This is a genomic window from Sphingomonas naasensis, assembly GCF_004792695.1.
Classification (GTDB): domain Bacteria; phylum Pseudomonadota; class Alphaproteobacteria; order Sphingomonadales; family Sphingomonadaceae; genus Sphingomonas; species Sphingomonas naasensis.
In genome coordinates this window covers 23177-37756 of sequence record NZ_SRXU01000013.1, presented here as the reverse complement: position 1 = coordinate 37756, position 14580 = coordinate 23177, and the positions used below count along the sequence as shown (strand labels likewise).

Sequence of the window (14580 nt, the reverse complement as noted above, 5' to 3'; positions counted from 1 at the left end):
CCTGCCCGGTTACGCAACCGCCCGCATCAGCCGATCCACCAGCCGCGCCCGCGCCGCGACGATCTCGGCGCCCTTGCCGATCAGCAGATCGCGCTGGAGGAAATGGCCGGTGAGGCGCAGCCCGTCGACGATATCGTCCCATTCCGCCGCGCCGCCTTCGGTGAGGAAGCGCGGCAGGCGGAGCAACTGGCGCTCATAGCCCGCGGCGCCGATCCGGCTCACAGCGATCCCGCTCTTCGGGCTGACGAAGACCAGTTCCTCGCGGCTTCCGGTCGCCGCGCAGCGCTCGAGGTCGAGCCCGAAGCCGAGCTCGGCGAGCAGCAGCAATTCGTAGCGCACCAGCGCCACCGCCCATCCCCGCGCCGCCGGCGCCGCCTCGATCGCCGAGAGCAGCCCGTCGAGCGCCGACCAGAGCCGCGGATAGGGCTGCGCGTCGGGGAGCACCGCCGCGGTCAGCGCGGTCGCCCATTGCAGCGCCGCCGCGGGCAAGGGCTCGCCGAACAGCGGCGCGCGGCTGTGGATCAGCTCGACGGTGAGCCCGGCAAGCTGCTCCTCGGTGCGCGACCGCCATTCGCCGAGCACGAGGTTCGACGGCTGGAGCACCGGCCGCAGCGCGCGCGAGCGTCCACCGCGGACATAGCCCGGCTGAAGCCCATGCTCCTCGGTGAGCGCCCGCACGATCGCGCCGTGCTCGCCATGCGCGCGGACCGCGAGAAGAATGGCTTGGGCGCGCAGATGCATGGAACGGACTTAGACAATCCTCCCCCGGAGGGGGAGGGGGACCGCGAAGCGGTGGAGGGGTAGTCGCCCCAAGGGCATGGTTCTCGCTCGTGGAGACTACCTCTCCACCAGCTTCGCTGGTCCCCTTTCCCTCCGGGAGAGGATTTCTAACTGCCTCGCCGCAGCCTTTTCGCGAATCCCGCCAGCCCGGCGCCCTGCACGACCCGCTTGGCCGCCGCCACGCTCGCGTCGAACGCAGCCAAAGCCGTCATCACCGCCCGGTTCGCCAGCGTCGGCCGCAGCAGCAGCAGGTCGACGCACGCCACCCCGCCGGTGGCGAACTGGCGCTTGTGCTGGCCTTCTCCCTCGGTGAAGTCGAACGCCGCGAAGCGCCGCTCGCCGAACAGGTCCTGCATCGCCTCGAGCTGGAGCACCGCGCCGGGCGACCAATCATTGGATTTCGGATCATGCCCGACATGGGCATAGATCACGGTGTCGCCCTCGATCGGACAGTAGAGATACGCCGCCGGCGAACCTGCGATGTAGAGCAGCCACGCCCGCACCTGATCCGCTGCGGCACGCCGCAACATCGTGTCGACGAATTCCGGGCCTTCGGGCAGCCCCGAATCTAGCAGCCGTTCCTGATAGGTCGTCGCCGAGATCGCCCGCGCGATCGGATGGAACGCCGCCAGTTCCTCGGCCGTGCGGAAGCGCCGCACGTCGAGCGCGCCGCCGGAGGCCGCCGCGATCCTCTTCGCTTTCCGGCGCAGTCCTTGCCGCGCGTTCGACGACAGGCTGGCGAACCAGCCGTCATAATCCCCGGCGAAATCGAGATGATAGCGCGTGTAGCGCTGCCGCACGAAAGCCAGCATGCCACCCGCGCCGGCGGCGAGCGCCGCGATCCGATCCGCGGGCAGCGAGGTCACCAGATAGCCGTCCGCGCTTCGGTCGAGCGCGGGCAGCGCCGGCACCAGCCCGCTGCGCGCCTCGGCGAGCGTCAGCGGCACGCGCACCAGCGATCGCCGCACGGCCAGCAGCGTCCGCGCGCCGATCTCGAACTTGAGCCGCACCGGTTGCGGCGCGGCAGTCACTTCGCGCACCGCGTTCACGCCGCGCGCTCCTCGACCCAGTTCGACCAGAGCTGCTCGGCCTGGCGCAGCCGGGTGCGGAACAGGCTGGGCGCGAGCGGCTGATCGCCCTGCCCCAGCGCGAGCGCGGGCCGGTCGGCGAAATGCGCGGTCGGAAGCGTTTCGCGCCGCTCGGCGAGCATCCGGCACAAGGCCTCGAAGCGGCGGACATGCACCGCGTTGGCGCGTGTCCCCGCGCGATTGGCGAGCTCGAAGCCATGGCTGACGATCGTCACCGCGGCATGGCCTTCGCGCGCGGCATGATCGAGCGCCGCCTTCATTTCTCCGGTGGAGAGCGCGCAGATCTGGAAGTGACGCAGATGCCCGCGCTGGTCCTCGATCAGGGTCACCGGCACTTCGATCACCCCGTGATGCGCGACCGGGGCGATCTGGCGCGGTGCGAGGCTGATCGCGCTCGGCCAGGGGTGCTCGGAGCCATTGTGGCTCGAATCATAGACGAACTCGAGCCGGGCCAGCGCCGCCAGCGTGTCGTCGCTCGCCGAATAGGAGCCCGAGCGGAACGCGATCGGATCGGGCGCGCCCGCGGCGGTCAGCATGTCCGCCGCGCCGGCGATCAGATCGACCTGCTCGGCGAGGCTATAGTCGATCAGCTCGAACGGCCCGTACGCCGCGCCGCGATCGCCCGCCTGCGCGCCGGTCCAGTTGGGATGGAGGTGCAGCTGCACTTCCTGCCCCGCCTCGAGGATCGATCCCACCACGCGGCGGATCGGCTCGAGGCCATAGACAAGCGCCGGCATCGGATCGACGAAGAAACACGCCTTGAGTCGGTGCGCCGCGAGCTGCGCCAGCTGCCAGCCAACCCCCACCGCGGCGGGCTCGAGCGAGCGCTGGACGATCGTGGCGACGTCGAGCCCGGCGCAGTGATGGCGCCACATCAGCTCGGTATCGACAGTCAGGAAGACGCGGGTCGGCATGCTCCCTTCCTATTATCCGCGAGTGAAGAAACTCCCAATCGCTAGGGCTTGATGCCGTAGCGCGCATAATCCTCGTCGATCCGCGGCCACATCAGCCGCGCCGCGGCGAGATCCTCCTCACCGGCCTTGTCGTTCATGCGCCGGCGGACGATCCCGCGCAAATACAGGCTCGCGCCCTGGCTCGGCGCCACTTCGAGCGCCGCGTTGAGATCCGCGAGCGCGTCGTCGAGCCGGCCCATGCGGAAATAGACCATCGCCCGGCTGTCGTAGATCGACGCCGGCTGCTCGGCCATTTCGATGCCGCGCGTGCAATCCTTGAGCGCGGTGTCGAGCGCGATCTGCATCGTCGCCTTGAGCCAGCAGCGGCTGTTGAACAGATCGGCCTTGCCCGGCGTCGCCTTGATCGCCGCGTCGAGCACTGCCACGCCTTCCTCGGCGCGCCCCGCCTCGCCGAGCAATTGCGACTGGAGCCCGACCAGCCCGAGCTCCTCCTTGCCGCCCGCCGCGATCCGCTCGGCGACCATGGTCAGCGCCGCATCGCGCTCGCCCTTGCGGAACCGCAGGCTCGCGACCTGATCGATCGCGGCGGTCGAGGACGGATCGAGCGCGAGCGCGGCTTCGGCGTCGGCGAGCGCGCCGGCATCGTCGCGCAGCGCCTGCCGGGTGTGCGACCGCGCGAGATAGAGATCGCCATCGGGCTCGATCTCGATCGCCTTGCCGTAATCGGCGGCAGCCGCCTTCCAGTCCCAGATCCCGGCGAGAAACGATCCGCGGTTGCGATAGCCGTTGGCGTCCTTGGCGTCCTTGGCGATCACCTTGCCATAGGCCGCGAACAGCCGATCGAAGCTGCCGTTGCGGCGCGCCGCCTCGACTGCCTTCCAGCGCGCCGGATAGGCCTCCGGCGCGACCGCGCTGAGCAGTCGCGACTTGGCCAGCGCCACTTGCGCGCGCGTCGCGGCGATGTCCGCGGGCGCGATCTCGGTGCCGAGCGTCTCGATGCGATCGTCGAGCGTGATCAGGCCATTGGCGAGGCTCGCCTTGCGCAGGATATGCGCGCCGCCGATCGGGGCGGGAAAGGTCTGATCCCCGTCGAGCGCATAGTTCGCGCCGGCGTCGGGAAGCTGTATCCGGACGCGGTATCGCGCCGTCCCGATATCGCCATTGGCGACGGGAATGTCCTTCCACGCCGGCCGGGCGCGGTCGGGCTGGAAATTGATCTGGTCGATCGTCTTGTCGAGCGTGAGCCGGTAGCGCCCGTCGGTCATCCGCCACGGCGTCCCGACGAGGCCGTGCGCGATGATCTGCGCGGTCGCCGTCTCGGCATCGTAGCGGATCGCCGCCTCGCTGAGCAGCGCGTCGCCGAACAGCTGGTTGACCATCGCCTGCGCGCCTTGCTCGATCTGCTCCTTGCCGACCTGGCTCGATGCACCCTGCATCATCGCCGCGAGCGGGCCGCGCAGCGTCGAGGTCGCGGTGAACAGCGCCGGCAGATTGAGCCCGGCGCGCTGGTCGAGCTCGACATCGACCTCGGCGATCGGCCGCGCCGCCGCGCGCGCCTCGATCGCCAGCAATCCGGCACCGGCGGGGCGCAGCGGCAGCACATTGCGGAAGGACGGCGTGTCGTCGAGATCGGCGAGCCGCGTCCCGCTGCTCGTGCCGTCGAGCCAGAGCGACTTGCCGTCGATCACCGCGCGGACCAGCACATGGTCGAACGCGCCCGGCGCCGGCAGTCGCTGCGGCACCTGATCGCCCAGCCCGCTATTGGCCGCGACCGCCTCGGCCTCGATCCCCAGCTCGCGGAGCAGCGACAGCAGCAGCAGCGTCTTGGCCTTGCAGTCGCCATAGCGCAGCGACCAGGTCTGGGCCGGTTGCTGGGGGATGTAGTTGCCGCCGTCCATCCCCCTGAACAGATAGCGCACCTCGTCCTGCACCAGCCGCAGCGCGAACGCCGCGCGCGCGCGCGGATCGGTCGTCCGCGCGGCGATCTTCGCCACTTCGCCCGCGAGCGGGCTGCCGGGCGCGATCCGCCCCTGCGTGTCGTAGAGCGGCGCGAGCACCTTCGACACCGCCGCCCAATCGGCGAAGCTCGACGCTTCGAGCAGCGGCATGGGGCGGAAGCGCAGCGGCGCATCCGCGGGCAGATCGGGCTGCTTCGCCAGCGGCAAGGCGATCTCGACGGTATCGAACCCGTCCTTGCTCACCACCGCGGGGTGCAGCGCCTCGGGCGAGGCGCGCCATTTGATCGGGTTGCCCGTCGGCCAAGAGAAACGCGTCCGCGCGAACCGCGCCCGCATCGGCTCGGCGACCAGCGGCTGAAACGCCTGCACATTGCCCTGCAGCGCCTTGTCGCGGCTGGTCACCGTATAGGTCAGCCGCAGCACGTCGCCGACGCGCAGGCCCTCCACCGCCATCGTCGCGGTGAGCGTGCCGTTCAGCTGGAGCTGCTCCATCTGCTCCTCGCGCTGCAGCACCTGCAGGCGCTGCCCGGTGGCGATCAGATCGATATGCTCGGCGCCGCGGATGATCTCCGCGCGATGGACGATCAGATCGCCCTCGTCGGGTTGCCACTGCAGCTTCACCTGTCCAATATCGGTGAGCATCTGCGCCGAGGAGACGCGCATCGCCTGATCGACATAGGAGCGGACCTCGCCGTCGCGCATCCGCTGCTGCTGATCGAGGATGAGGATGGCCGGATCACTGTCGCCCAGCCTGGCGAAATCGGGCTCGACGGCCGCCACCACCCAATCGGGCCGCGGCTGATAGAGCGGCTTGTCTCCGGCCCATGCGGCACTGGCGCCGCACAGCAATACGACTGCGGTAACTCCGCGAACGATCATGAAAAACCCCCGTGTAACCCGCTAAATGTACCGGCTCGGCGGCGGGGAGCAAGCGCTCAGCGCGTATGAAAATAATCGTAGAGCTGCTGCGCCATCGCCCGTGACACGCCCGGCGCCTTCTGCAGATCCTCGAGGCTCGCCGAACGCACCGCGCGCGCGGTGCCGAAGTGCATCAGCAGCGCTTTCTTGCGCGCCGGGCCGATCCCGGGGACCTCGTCGAGCGGGCTCGCGCCGATCGCCTTGCTGCGCTTGTCGCGATGCGCGCCGATCGCGAAGCGATGCGCCTCGTCGCGCAGCCGCTGGATGTAGAACAGCAAGGGCGAATTGACCGGCAACGTCAGCTCGCGCCCGTCCATCAAATGGAACACCTCGCGCCCCTCGCGCCCGTGATGCGGCCCCTTGGCGACGCCGACGAGGCAGACATCCTCGATGCCGAGATCCTCGAGCACACCCTTCACCGCGTTGAGCTGGCCGCGCCCGCCGTCGATCAGCACCAGATCGGGCCAAGTCTCGCCCTGCCGATCGGGATCCTCTTCCTGCGCGCGGGCGAAGCGGCGGCCGAACATCTCGCGCATCATCCCGTAATCGTCGCCGGCGATCGTCTCGGGGCGCTTCATGTTGAACTTGCGATACTGGTTCTTCTGGAAGCCCTCTGGACCCGCCACGACCATCGCGCCGAGCGCGCTGGTGCCCTGGATATGGCTATTGTCGTAGATCTCGATCCGCTCGGGCGGCTCGGGCAGCTCGAAAATGTCGGCGATCTCGGCAAGCAGCCTGGCCTGCGTCGTCCCCTCGGCCAGTCGTCGATCGAGCGCCTCGACGGCGTTGCGCTGCGCCTGTTCGAGCAGCCGACGCCTTGGGCCCCGCTGCGGCACGCCCAGCGCGACCTTGTGCCCCGCGCGCTCGGCCAGCGCCTCGCTGAGCAGCTTCGCCTCCTCCAGATTGCGGTCGACGAAGATCGTCCTCGGCGGCGGCACCTCCTCGTAGAATTGCATCAGGAACTGGCTGAGCACTTCGTCCTCGGGCACCTCGGCGGTGTGCGCGGGGAAGAAGCTGCGATGCCCCCAATTCTGCCCGCCGCGGATGAAGAAGGCCTGGATGCCCATCACCCCCGATTTGCAGGCGAGCGCGAAGATATCGACGTCGCCGACGCCCTCGGCGTTGATCGCCTGGCTGCCCTGGATGAAGGTCAGCGCCTTCAGCCGATCGCGCAGGATCGCCGCCAGCTCGAAATCGAGATTCGCCGCCGCGGCCTGCATCTGCTCGCCCAGCTTGGCCTGGACCTGGGTCTTCTTGCCCTGGAGGAAGTCGCGCGCATCGCCCACCAGCTCGGCATAGCCGGCCTCGTCGATCCGCCCGACGCACGGCGCCGAGCAGCGGCGGATCTGGTAGAGCAGGCACGGCCGGTCGCGCGTCGCGAAGAAGCCGTCGGTGCACGAGCGCAGCAGGAACAGCTTCTGCAGCGCGTTGAGCGTCTTGCGCACTTGCCCCGCCCCCGCGAACGGCCCGAAATAATCGCCCTTGTAGCGCCGCGCGCCGCGATGGAGCTGGACGCGGGCGAACGCGTGATCTTGCCGCAGCAGGATGAACGGGAAGCTTTTGTCGTCGCGCAGCAGCACGTTGTAGGGCGGGCGATAGCGCTTGATCAGCTGCGCCTCGAGCAGCAGCGCCTCGGCCTCGTTGTTGGTCGTCACGATCGTCATCGACCGGGTCTGCGCCACCATCCGCTGGAGCCGCTTCGACAGCCGCATCACCTGGGTGTAGTTGGTCACCCGGTTCTTCAGCGCGCGCGCCTTGCCCACATAGAGCACGTCGCCGCGCGCATCCTGCATGCGATAGACGCCGGGGCGCACCGGCAACGTCTTCAGCACGTTGCGGATCGCCGCCACCCCCGCGTCGAGATCGGGCGCATCGGCGCCGCGAACCGCATAGGTGGCCTTTTCCTCGTTGAATCGGTTCGGGGAATTGGGATCGGACATCGTCCGATGCGATGTAGGCGCGCCCGGAATTCCGGGCAACTTGAACGGTCATATTAACGTGTCATAGTGCGCTCAAACACTGTGGGAGAGTCGCCGTGAAACTGCTCGTGTCCACTGCCCTGCTCGCGCTCGCCGTGCCGCTCGCCGCGAGCGCCCAGACCGTTCCCGCACCGATCACCGCCGCGCTCGCCGATCCGGGCCGTCCGGCCGCCGACAAGGAGCGAGATGCGGCGCGGCACCCGGGCGAGCTGCTTGCCTTTGCCGGGATCAAGCCGGGCGATCGGGTGGCCGACTTCATCATGGGCGGTGGCTATTTCACGCGCATTCTCGCGAAGACCGTCGGCGACAAGGGGCATGTCTATGCCTATCAGCCCGCCGAGTTCATCCAGTTCCGCGCCGCCTATGCCGACGAGCAGAAAACCGCGGTCGCCGGCTATGCCAATGTCACGCCGCTCAGCGATTCGCTCGCCACGGTGAAGTTCGCCGAGCCGCTCGACGCGATCATCACCGTGCAGAACTGGCACGATCTCCACTTGAAGATGTCGCCCCCCGGTTTCGCCGCGGCGATGGCGAAGCGGCTCTATGACAATCTCAAGCCCGGCGGCGTGCTGCTCGTGGTCGATCATGTTGCCGCGAGCGATCCCGGCTTCGCGGTGCCCGACAAGCTGCACCGGATCGATCCCGCCGCCGCACGCGCGGAAATCGAGAGCGCCGGCTTCAAGTTCGAGGCCAGCCTGCCGATCCTCGCCAATCCGGCCGATCCGCACACCGCGATCGTGTTCGACCCGTCGATCCGCGGCAAGACCGATCAGTTCGTCTTCCGCTTCCGCAAGCCGCGCTGACCGGGGTCAGCCGGCGGCGGTCTTCTCGTCGAGCACCTGCCGCACGCGCCCGGCGAGCTGGGCGACGGTGAAGGGCTTGGGAAGCAGCGCGACACCTTCGGTGAGCATCCCGTCGCTGACGATGCCGTCGCTCGGGTAGCCGCTCATATAGAGTTGCCGGATCTCGGGCCGGGCCGCCTCGACCCGCGCGGCGAGCTCGGGGCCGCTCATCACCGGCATCAGCACGTCGGTGAGTAGCAGATCGACGCGCGGCTGGCTCTCGAGCAGCGCCAGCGCCGCTTCGCCGCCCGGTGCCTGAAGCACGATATAGCCGAGCTCGCGCAGCGCATCGACGGCGAGCTCGCGCACCCGGTCCTCGTCGTCGACGACGAGGATGATCTCGCTGTCGCGCGCGCCGGGCAGCCGCGTCTCGGGGCCCGCCTGCCAGCTCTCGGTCTCCGCCGCCTTGCCCTTGTGACGTGGCAGATAGAGGCACACCGCGGTGCCGCGGCCGAGATCGGAATCGATCGCGACATGCCCGCCCGATTGCTTGACGAAGCCATAGACCTGGCTGAGCCCGAGCCCGGTGCCCTTGCCCAGCGCCTTGGTGGTGAAGAAGGGCTCGAACGCGCGATCGCGGACCTCGGGCGGCATGCCCGCGCCGGTGTCCGCCACGGTGATGCGCACATAGTCGCCCGGCGCGACATCGGGATGCGTCGCCGCATAGGCGCGGTCGAGCGTCACATTGGCGGTGCCGACGGTGAGCTTGCCGCCATCGGGCATCGCGTCGCGGGCGTTGAGGCATAGATTGACCAGCGCGCTCTCGAGCTGCCCGACATCGGCGAAGACCGGCCACAGCCCGATCGCCGGATCGACCTGGAAATCGATCTTGCCGCCGATCGTGCGGCGCAGCAGCTCGGACAGCCGGCGGAGCAGCTGGCTGGCGTCGAACGCGCTGGGCGCGAGCGGCTGGCGGCGCCCGAACGCGAGGAGCTGCGAGGTGAGCTGCGCCGCGCGTTGCGCGCCCGACATCGCCGCGTCGATATGCTCCTGCGCGCGCTTGACGTCCTTCTCGACGCGTCGCCGGGCGAGATCGAGCGACCCGATCACGATCGCCAGCATGTTGTTGAAGTCATGCGCGATGCCGCCGGTGAGCTGGCCGATCGACTCCATCTTCTGAAGCTGGCGCAGCTGGGTCTCGGCGGCCTCGCGGCTCGCCGCCTCCTCGTGCAGCCGGGCATTGGCGTTGAGCAGCTGGTCGCGCGCGATCGAGGCGTTGCGCGCCGTAGACAGCGCCTTGAGCGTCGAGCGCAGCGCGAACGCCATCACCGCCGCCGCGCAGAGCAGCAGCCAGCCCGAGAGCAGGGTGGCCTGCCGATCCGCCGAGAGCCGCTGCGCATCGAACTGGCGCTCCTCCTCGGCCTTCATCGCCACCACGATCGAGCGGCAGCGATCGGTCACCGGCCGGTCGAGCACCGCGCGGATCGAGCGCCGCGCCTCCTCGATCTGCCCCGAGCGGGCGAGCCCCATGCGGACGTCGCCATAGGACAGGCGCTCGCGCCAGCAGCGATCGAGCCGCACCGCCGCGGCGCGCTGAAGCGGATCCTGCGCCAGCAGCCGCTGGAGCGCCGCGAGCTCGACGAAGAGCCGCGCGCGCGCCTCGCGATGCCGCGCGGCGAAACGCTCGTCGCCGGCGAGCAGGAAGCCGCTCTCGCCGAGCAGCGTTTCCTGCGCGCGGGTGATCAGGCTGTTGAGCCGCTCCTCGACCTGCAATGTCTGGACGACCGCGGCGTCGGCGCGCTGCTCGGAGCGAAACAGGAAGAAGGTGCCGGCCATCGCCGCGCAGATCAACGCGAGCCCCGAAAGCAGGGCGACGCGACCTACATCGAGGCGTTTCTTGATCATCGAAGGTTTTTTGCGCAGCACGCAAAGAAGAGCAAATGAATTCGCGGCCAAAGCCAACCAATCCAACCCTGATATTATTTATCTTCGCATTTCAGCAAATTACGTAAACGTCAGCCACAGCAAATAGTTACCGCGGTAACCACACAGCTATCGCCCGCTGGTCACTTGGACGCTTCGCGCTCGATCCTCTGCGCTTCGGCCTCGATCCGGTTCATCTCGGCCGCCACGCGCGCCTTGACGTCCCCGGCCGCGCGGCGCTCGTCCGAAGCGCTTTGCCATGCGAGCAGCACCGCCGCCGCCGCTAGCACCAGCGCCACGATCGCGCCGATCCCGAGCCAGCGCGTCGCGCCCTCGCCTGCCCTTGCCGGCGTCGCCGCCCCGTCGTTCCGCTTCGCTGCCATCGTGCCAGCCTAGCATGCTCGCCGCGCCCCGCCAGAGCCGATGCGCCGGGCTGGACATTTGCGAAGTCTGTGAAACAATCGCCGCAGCTCTGGGGGGAAAGCCGCATGTCGGAAGCCCGTGCCTATACCTTGTTCGGCAGGATCAGCATCCTCGTGTTGTCGATCCAGTGGATCGTCTTCGGATCGATGCATTTCTCGCATCTCAAAAAGACGATCGCGCAGCTTCCCGGCATTTTCCCCGAACCGAGCCACGTCCCGATCGTGATCGTCACCGGCATCGCCGAAGTCGCGGTCGGCATCCTCATCCTCATCGCCGAGACGCGAAAGGCCGCGGCGATGGGATCGCTGGTGCTGCTCGTGCTGCTGCTCCCCGCGATGTACCATATTCTCGAGACCGGCGCTGCGCCCGAGAACTATCCCGACATCCCCGGCTGGTTGCGCACCGCGCTCGTTCCCAACAACATCTTCCTCGCGATCTGCTCGGTCTATCTGTGGCGCAACCCGCATCTCGGCCTCGCCGATCCGGACGCCGCCGCAGCGCTCTCGCCTCCCCCGCCGCGCTGGTGGCACTCCAGCGATTTCGGCACGCCGCTGATCGCGGCATTGCTGCTGATGGCCAATATCGCCGGCTTCGTCGCCGCCGCCTGGCCGAGCCGCGACACCGGCGCCGCGGTGCTCTGGGCGATGGCGAGCATCGCGGTGGGGGCGCTGATCGGCTTCCTGTTCGCGGTCCCGCGGATCAATCCGGAGGTCAAGGTCCGCAGCCGGCTGATCCCCAATGCCAATGTCGAGGCGGTGTCGGATTGGCTGACCAAGATCCTCGTCGGGGTCGGGCTGGTCAATTTCCAGTCGATCGGCCGCTTCGTCGACGGCCTCGCCGGACAATTGTCGCAAGGGACCGGGCGGACCCACGCCTATGCGCTGGGCCTGATCGTCTACTTCCTCGCCGTCGGCGTGATCCAGGGATATGTGCTCACGCGGATCTTCCTCACCGCGCGCTTCCGCGCGGAGATGCAGGACGATCTGGTGGGATGAGGCCGGGCGCGCGCGGCGCCCGGAGCCTCAATGCGCGCGGCCGAGCCCCGCGATGGTCTGGTCGACCAACGCCTTGTCGGCATCGGCGCTGTGCTTGTCGGCGATGATCGCCGCGGCGGCGCGGGTCGCCGCTTCGGCGGCCTGGGTGCGGACCGCCTGGATCGCGGCGCGCTCGGCGGCGGCGATCTTGTCCTCGGCCATCTTCGCGCGACGGGCGGTCAGCTCGGTCGCATCGGCTTCGGCCTTGGCGAGAACGGCTTTGGCCTCCTCGTCGGCATGCGCGAGCATCGCCTGGGCCTGCGCCTCGGCGCCGGCGATCTTGCGGGCATATTCGTCGCGCAGCGCCTCGGCCTCGGCGCGGAGCTGCTTCGCTTCGTCGAGCCGGTTGCGGATCGCCGCGATCTGATTGTCGAGCCCGCGGGTGATCAGGCCGGGCACCTTCTTCCAGACGAGGATCAGGATGAACGCGGTCATCGCGATCGACACCCAGACGGTGGCGTCGAGCCCGAAGATCGACGGATCGGCATGCGCCTCGCTGGGCCCGCCATGCTCGATCGTCACTGCCTTGGTGCCGGTTTCGGGAACCGCCATGCCTTCGCCGTGCTTCGCCTCGGTCAGGTTCTCGGCGACCGTATCGGCCGCTGCGGGATGTGCTGCCTCAGCCATTGAGCGCCGCCTTCACTGCCTTCTTGGCCTCCGCGGCCGTTACCTTGGCGCCCGAGAAGCGCGCGACGATGTCCCGCGCCGCCTCGGCCGCCACTGCCTCGATCTCGGCACCCGCTGCGGCGCTGGCCTCGGCGATCTGCGCCTCGGCCGCGGCGATGCGGGCATCGGTCTCGGCATGCGCCGCAGCGAGCCGCTTCTCGGCCGCCGCGGTGCCCTGCGCACGCGCCTCGGCGATGCGCTTCTGCGCCGCCTCGCGCGCCGCATTCTCCTCCGTCCGCCAATTCTCCTCGGCCGCATCGGCGGCGGCGCGCGCGGCTTCGGCAGCGGCGAGATCGTCGGACACCGACTTGTCGCGCTGGTCCACCGTCGACAGCACCTTGGGCAGCATCAGCTTGCCCACGACGAAGAAGACGAAGCCGAACGTCACGAGCAGCCAGAAGATCTGGGACGCGAAGGTCTCGGCGAGCTGGGAGATCTGGGGCATTGGATTCCTATCCAGGAGCAGGCCGGGGACTGGGCCCCGGCCCGAACCGGAGAATTAGGCGACGAAGATCAAGATCATCGCCACGACGAACGCGAGCAGACCGAGAAGCTCGGCGGCCGCGAAGCCGATGAACAGGCGGCCCTGCTGGCCGTCAGCCGCGCCCGGGTTGCGCAGCGCGCCCTCGAGGAAGCTGCCGAACACGTTGCCCACGCCGATGGCGGCCATGCCGGCGCCGATCGCCGCGAGACCTGCACCGACGAGCTTGGCTGCTGCTGGATCCATTTTTTCAAACTCCTGCTTCGAACATGTTGGTTGGTACGATTACGATTTTAAACTCAGTGCAGATGCTCGGCGTCGTTGATGTACAGCGACGTGAGCAGCGCAAAGACATAGGCCTGGATGCCGGCGACGAGGATCTCGAGCGCCGAGATGCCGACCATCAGCACGAAGCTGGGGATGCCGACGCCAAGGCCGGGGATCAGCCCGGCATTGCCGGCGTTGATCACGAAGCCCGCGAGCACCTTCAGCAGGATGTGCCCGGCGATCATCGCGACGAACAGTCGCAGGCCCAGCGAAAACGGGCGCACCATGAACGAGACGAACTCGATCGCGGGGATCAGCCAGATCAGCCACAGCGGCGTGCCGTGCGGCACGAACAGCGAGAAGAAGTGCAGCCCATGCTTCCAGAAGCCGACGATCAGCACGATCGAGAAGCTCATGATCGCGAGCACCCCGGTGACGGTGAAATGGCTGGTGAAGGTGAACGGGTGGATGCCGACCAGGCCCAGGGGCAGCAGCCCGAGCAGGTTGGCGAAGAGGATGAACATGAACAGCGAGAAGACGTACGGGAGGTACTTGCGCCCTTCCTTGCCGATGTTCGCCGCGAGCATCGAATCGATGAAGCCGGTGAAGTTCTCGACCAGCATCTGCCAGCGGCCGGGGACCACCGCGCGCTTCATCCCGCCGAGCATGAATGCCCAGAGGACGACCGCCGCGACGCACATCCACAGCGCCGAATTGGTGAAGGCGATCTGGTGCCCGGCAATATTGAAGCCGTCCCAGATCGTCTGCACCTCGAACTGGTGCATCGGGTCGATCTTGCCTGATTCAGCCGCCACGCTCGTTGATCCGCTTCATTAGCCAAAGCGCCCGAAGAATCACTTCGAGCGCTGGTTCGAAATCCTGATGATGTTCCTGAAAGCGCTCACTATTCCGAGGAACAGGAGTGCGAGCAGGAGCCACGGGGAGGTTCCCAGCAGCCAATCGAGCGTACCGCCGATCACTGCTCCTCCGACCATGCTGCCAATCAGTTCGGCCAGCACGCGGTTCCCGAGGCGATAGCTGGCATCGCCCTTGGTATCCACGGCGCCGGTCCTGATCGCCTCTTCCGTCTTTGCTCGCCGAAGTCGCTCGTCGAGCGAGTTAAGGCGCGCATCCTCGGGCAAGGGGTCCAGTCCGGGCTCGTTCTCGGCCAATTGCCTCTCCTGTCAGCCGTTTCCGGCAGGCCAGACGCATGTGCCGAGCGGCGAGCCCGCCAAGGCAGGCGCCGATTAGGATGGGGGGCGGGCTGAGTCAACCGTTGCGGTTTCTTGACAGTCGGTTCGCCCGGCCCGCCGTCATCCCGGCGAAGGCCGGGATCTCGCGCGGCGGGCGAACGACATGCCCAAGTC

At 68.4% G+C, this 14580-nt stretch carries 14 protein-coding genes; 2 read left to right on the top strand and 12 right to left on the bottom strand.

The window, feature by feature from the left end; all coding sequences use genetic code 11:
* Positions 1-9: 9 nt before the first annotated feature.
* The 5 genes from recO to uvrC all read right to left on the bottom strand — a co-directional run bounded on the left by recO (position 10) and on the right by uvrC (position 7598).
* Positions 10-741: a DNA repair protein RecO gene (recO, locus tag E5A74_RS20305; RefSeq protein ID WP_135987454.1), complete on the bottom strand. Its 732-nt coding sequence runs from the start codon at positions 739-741 to the stop codon at positions 10-12.
* Positions 742-887: 146 nt separating this feature from the next.
* The gene (locus E5A74_RS20300) at positions 888-1829 is read right to left on the bottom strand and encodes a GNAT family N-acetyltransferase (RefSeq protein ID WP_240699911.1); all 942 of its coding nucleotides are present in this window, start codon (positions 1827-1829) and stop codon (positions 888-890) included.
* On the bottom strand, positions 1826-2782 hold the full coding sequence (locus E5A74_RS21155) for a polysaccharide deacetylase family protein (RefSeq protein ID WP_206365933.1): 957 nt from the start codon (positions 2780-2782) through the stop codon (positions 1826-1828). The genes E5A74_RS20300 and E5A74_RS21155 overlap by 4 nt, the downstream gene beginning before the upstream one ends.
* A 41-nt stretch (positions 2783-2823) precedes the next feature.
* Positions 2824-5619, bottom strand: coding sequence for a DUF3857 domain-containing protein (locus tag E5A74_RS20295; RefSeq protein ID WP_135987452.1), 2796 nt, complete (start codon positions 5617-5619; stop codon positions 2824-2826).
* A gap of 56 nt (positions 5620-5675) precedes the next feature.
* The gene (gene uvrC, locus E5A74_RS20290; protein ID WP_135987451.1) at positions 5676-7598 is read right to left on the bottom strand and encodes an excinuclease ABC subunit UvrC; all 1923 of its coding nucleotides are present in this window, start codon (positions 7596-7598) and stop codon (positions 5676-5678) included.
* A gap of 95 nt (positions 7599-7693) precedes the next feature.
* Between uvrC and E5A74_RS20285 the strand changes: the two genes are divergently transcribed.
* A complete protein-coding gene (locus E5A74_RS20285) occupies positions 7694-8440 on the top strand; it encodes a class I SAM-dependent methyltransferase (RefSeq protein WP_135987450.1) in 747 nt (248 codons plus the stop codon).
* 6 nt (positions 8441-8446) lie between these two features.
* Here the strand turns inward: E5A74_RS20285 and E5A74_RS20280 are convergent, their stop codons facing one another.
* Together E5A74_RS20280 and E5A74_RS20275 are read right to left on the bottom strand one after the other, a co-directional pair.
* Positions 8447-10324 (bottom strand): ATP-binding protein, encoded by a 1878-nt coding sequence (locus tag E5A74_RS20280; protein WP_135987449.1) that lies wholly within the window; start codon positions 10322-10324, stop codon positions 8447-8449.
* Between the two features lie 161 nt (positions 10325-10485).
* Positions 10486-10725: a hypothetical protein gene (locus E5A74_RS20275; RefSeq protein WP_135987448.1), complete on the bottom strand. Its 240-nt coding sequence runs from the start codon at positions 10723-10725 to the stop codon at positions 10486-10488.
* A gap of 105 nt (positions 10726-10830) precedes the next feature.
* On the opposite strand from E5A74_RS20275, the gene E5A74_RS20270 reads away from it, so the two are divergent.
* On the top strand, positions 10831-11760 hold the full coding sequence (locus E5A74_RS20270; protein WP_135987447.1) for a hypothetical protein: 930 nt from the start codon (positions 10831-10833) through the stop codon (positions 11758-11760).
* Positions 11761-11787: 27 nt separating this feature from the next.
* Here E5A74_RS20270 and E5A74_RS20265 read toward each other — a convergent pair whose 3' ends face one another.
* From E5A74_RS20265 to E5A74_RS20245, 5 genes are all read right to left on the bottom strand, one after another.
* Positions 11788-12426 carry a F0F1 ATP synthase subunit B family protein gene (locus E5A74_RS20265; RefSeq protein WP_135987446.1) on the bottom strand — a complete coding sequence of 213 codons (639 nt, stop codon included), beginning with the start codon at positions 12424-12426 and terminating at the stop codon, positions 11788-11790.
* Positions 12419-12910: a F0F1 ATP synthase subunit B family protein gene (locus tag E5A74_RS20260; RefSeq protein WP_135987445.1), complete on the bottom strand. Its 492-nt coding sequence runs from the start codon at positions 12908-12910 to the stop codon at positions 12419-12421. The genes E5A74_RS20265 and E5A74_RS20260 overlap by 8 nt, the downstream gene beginning before the upstream one ends.
* Before the next feature lie 54 nt (positions 12911-12964).
* Positions 12965-13192: a F0F1 ATP synthase subunit C gene (locus E5A74_RS20255; RefSeq protein WP_135987444.1), complete on the bottom strand. Its 228-nt coding sequence runs from the start codon at positions 13190-13192 to the stop codon at positions 12965-12967.
* 53 nt (positions 13193-13245) lie between these two features.
* On the bottom strand, positions 13246-13998 hold the full coding sequence (locus E5A74_RS20250; RefSeq protein WP_135987496.1) for a F0F1 ATP synthase subunit A: 753 nt from the start codon (positions 13996-13998) through the stop codon (positions 13246-13248).
* Between the two features lie 69 nt (positions 13999-14067).
* Positions 14068-14385: an AtpZ/AtpI family protein gene (locus tag E5A74_RS20245; RefSeq protein ID WP_135987443.1), complete on the bottom strand. Its 318-nt coding sequence runs from the start codon at positions 14383-14385 to the stop codon at positions 14068-14070.
* Positions 14386-14580: the final 195 nt, after the last annotated feature.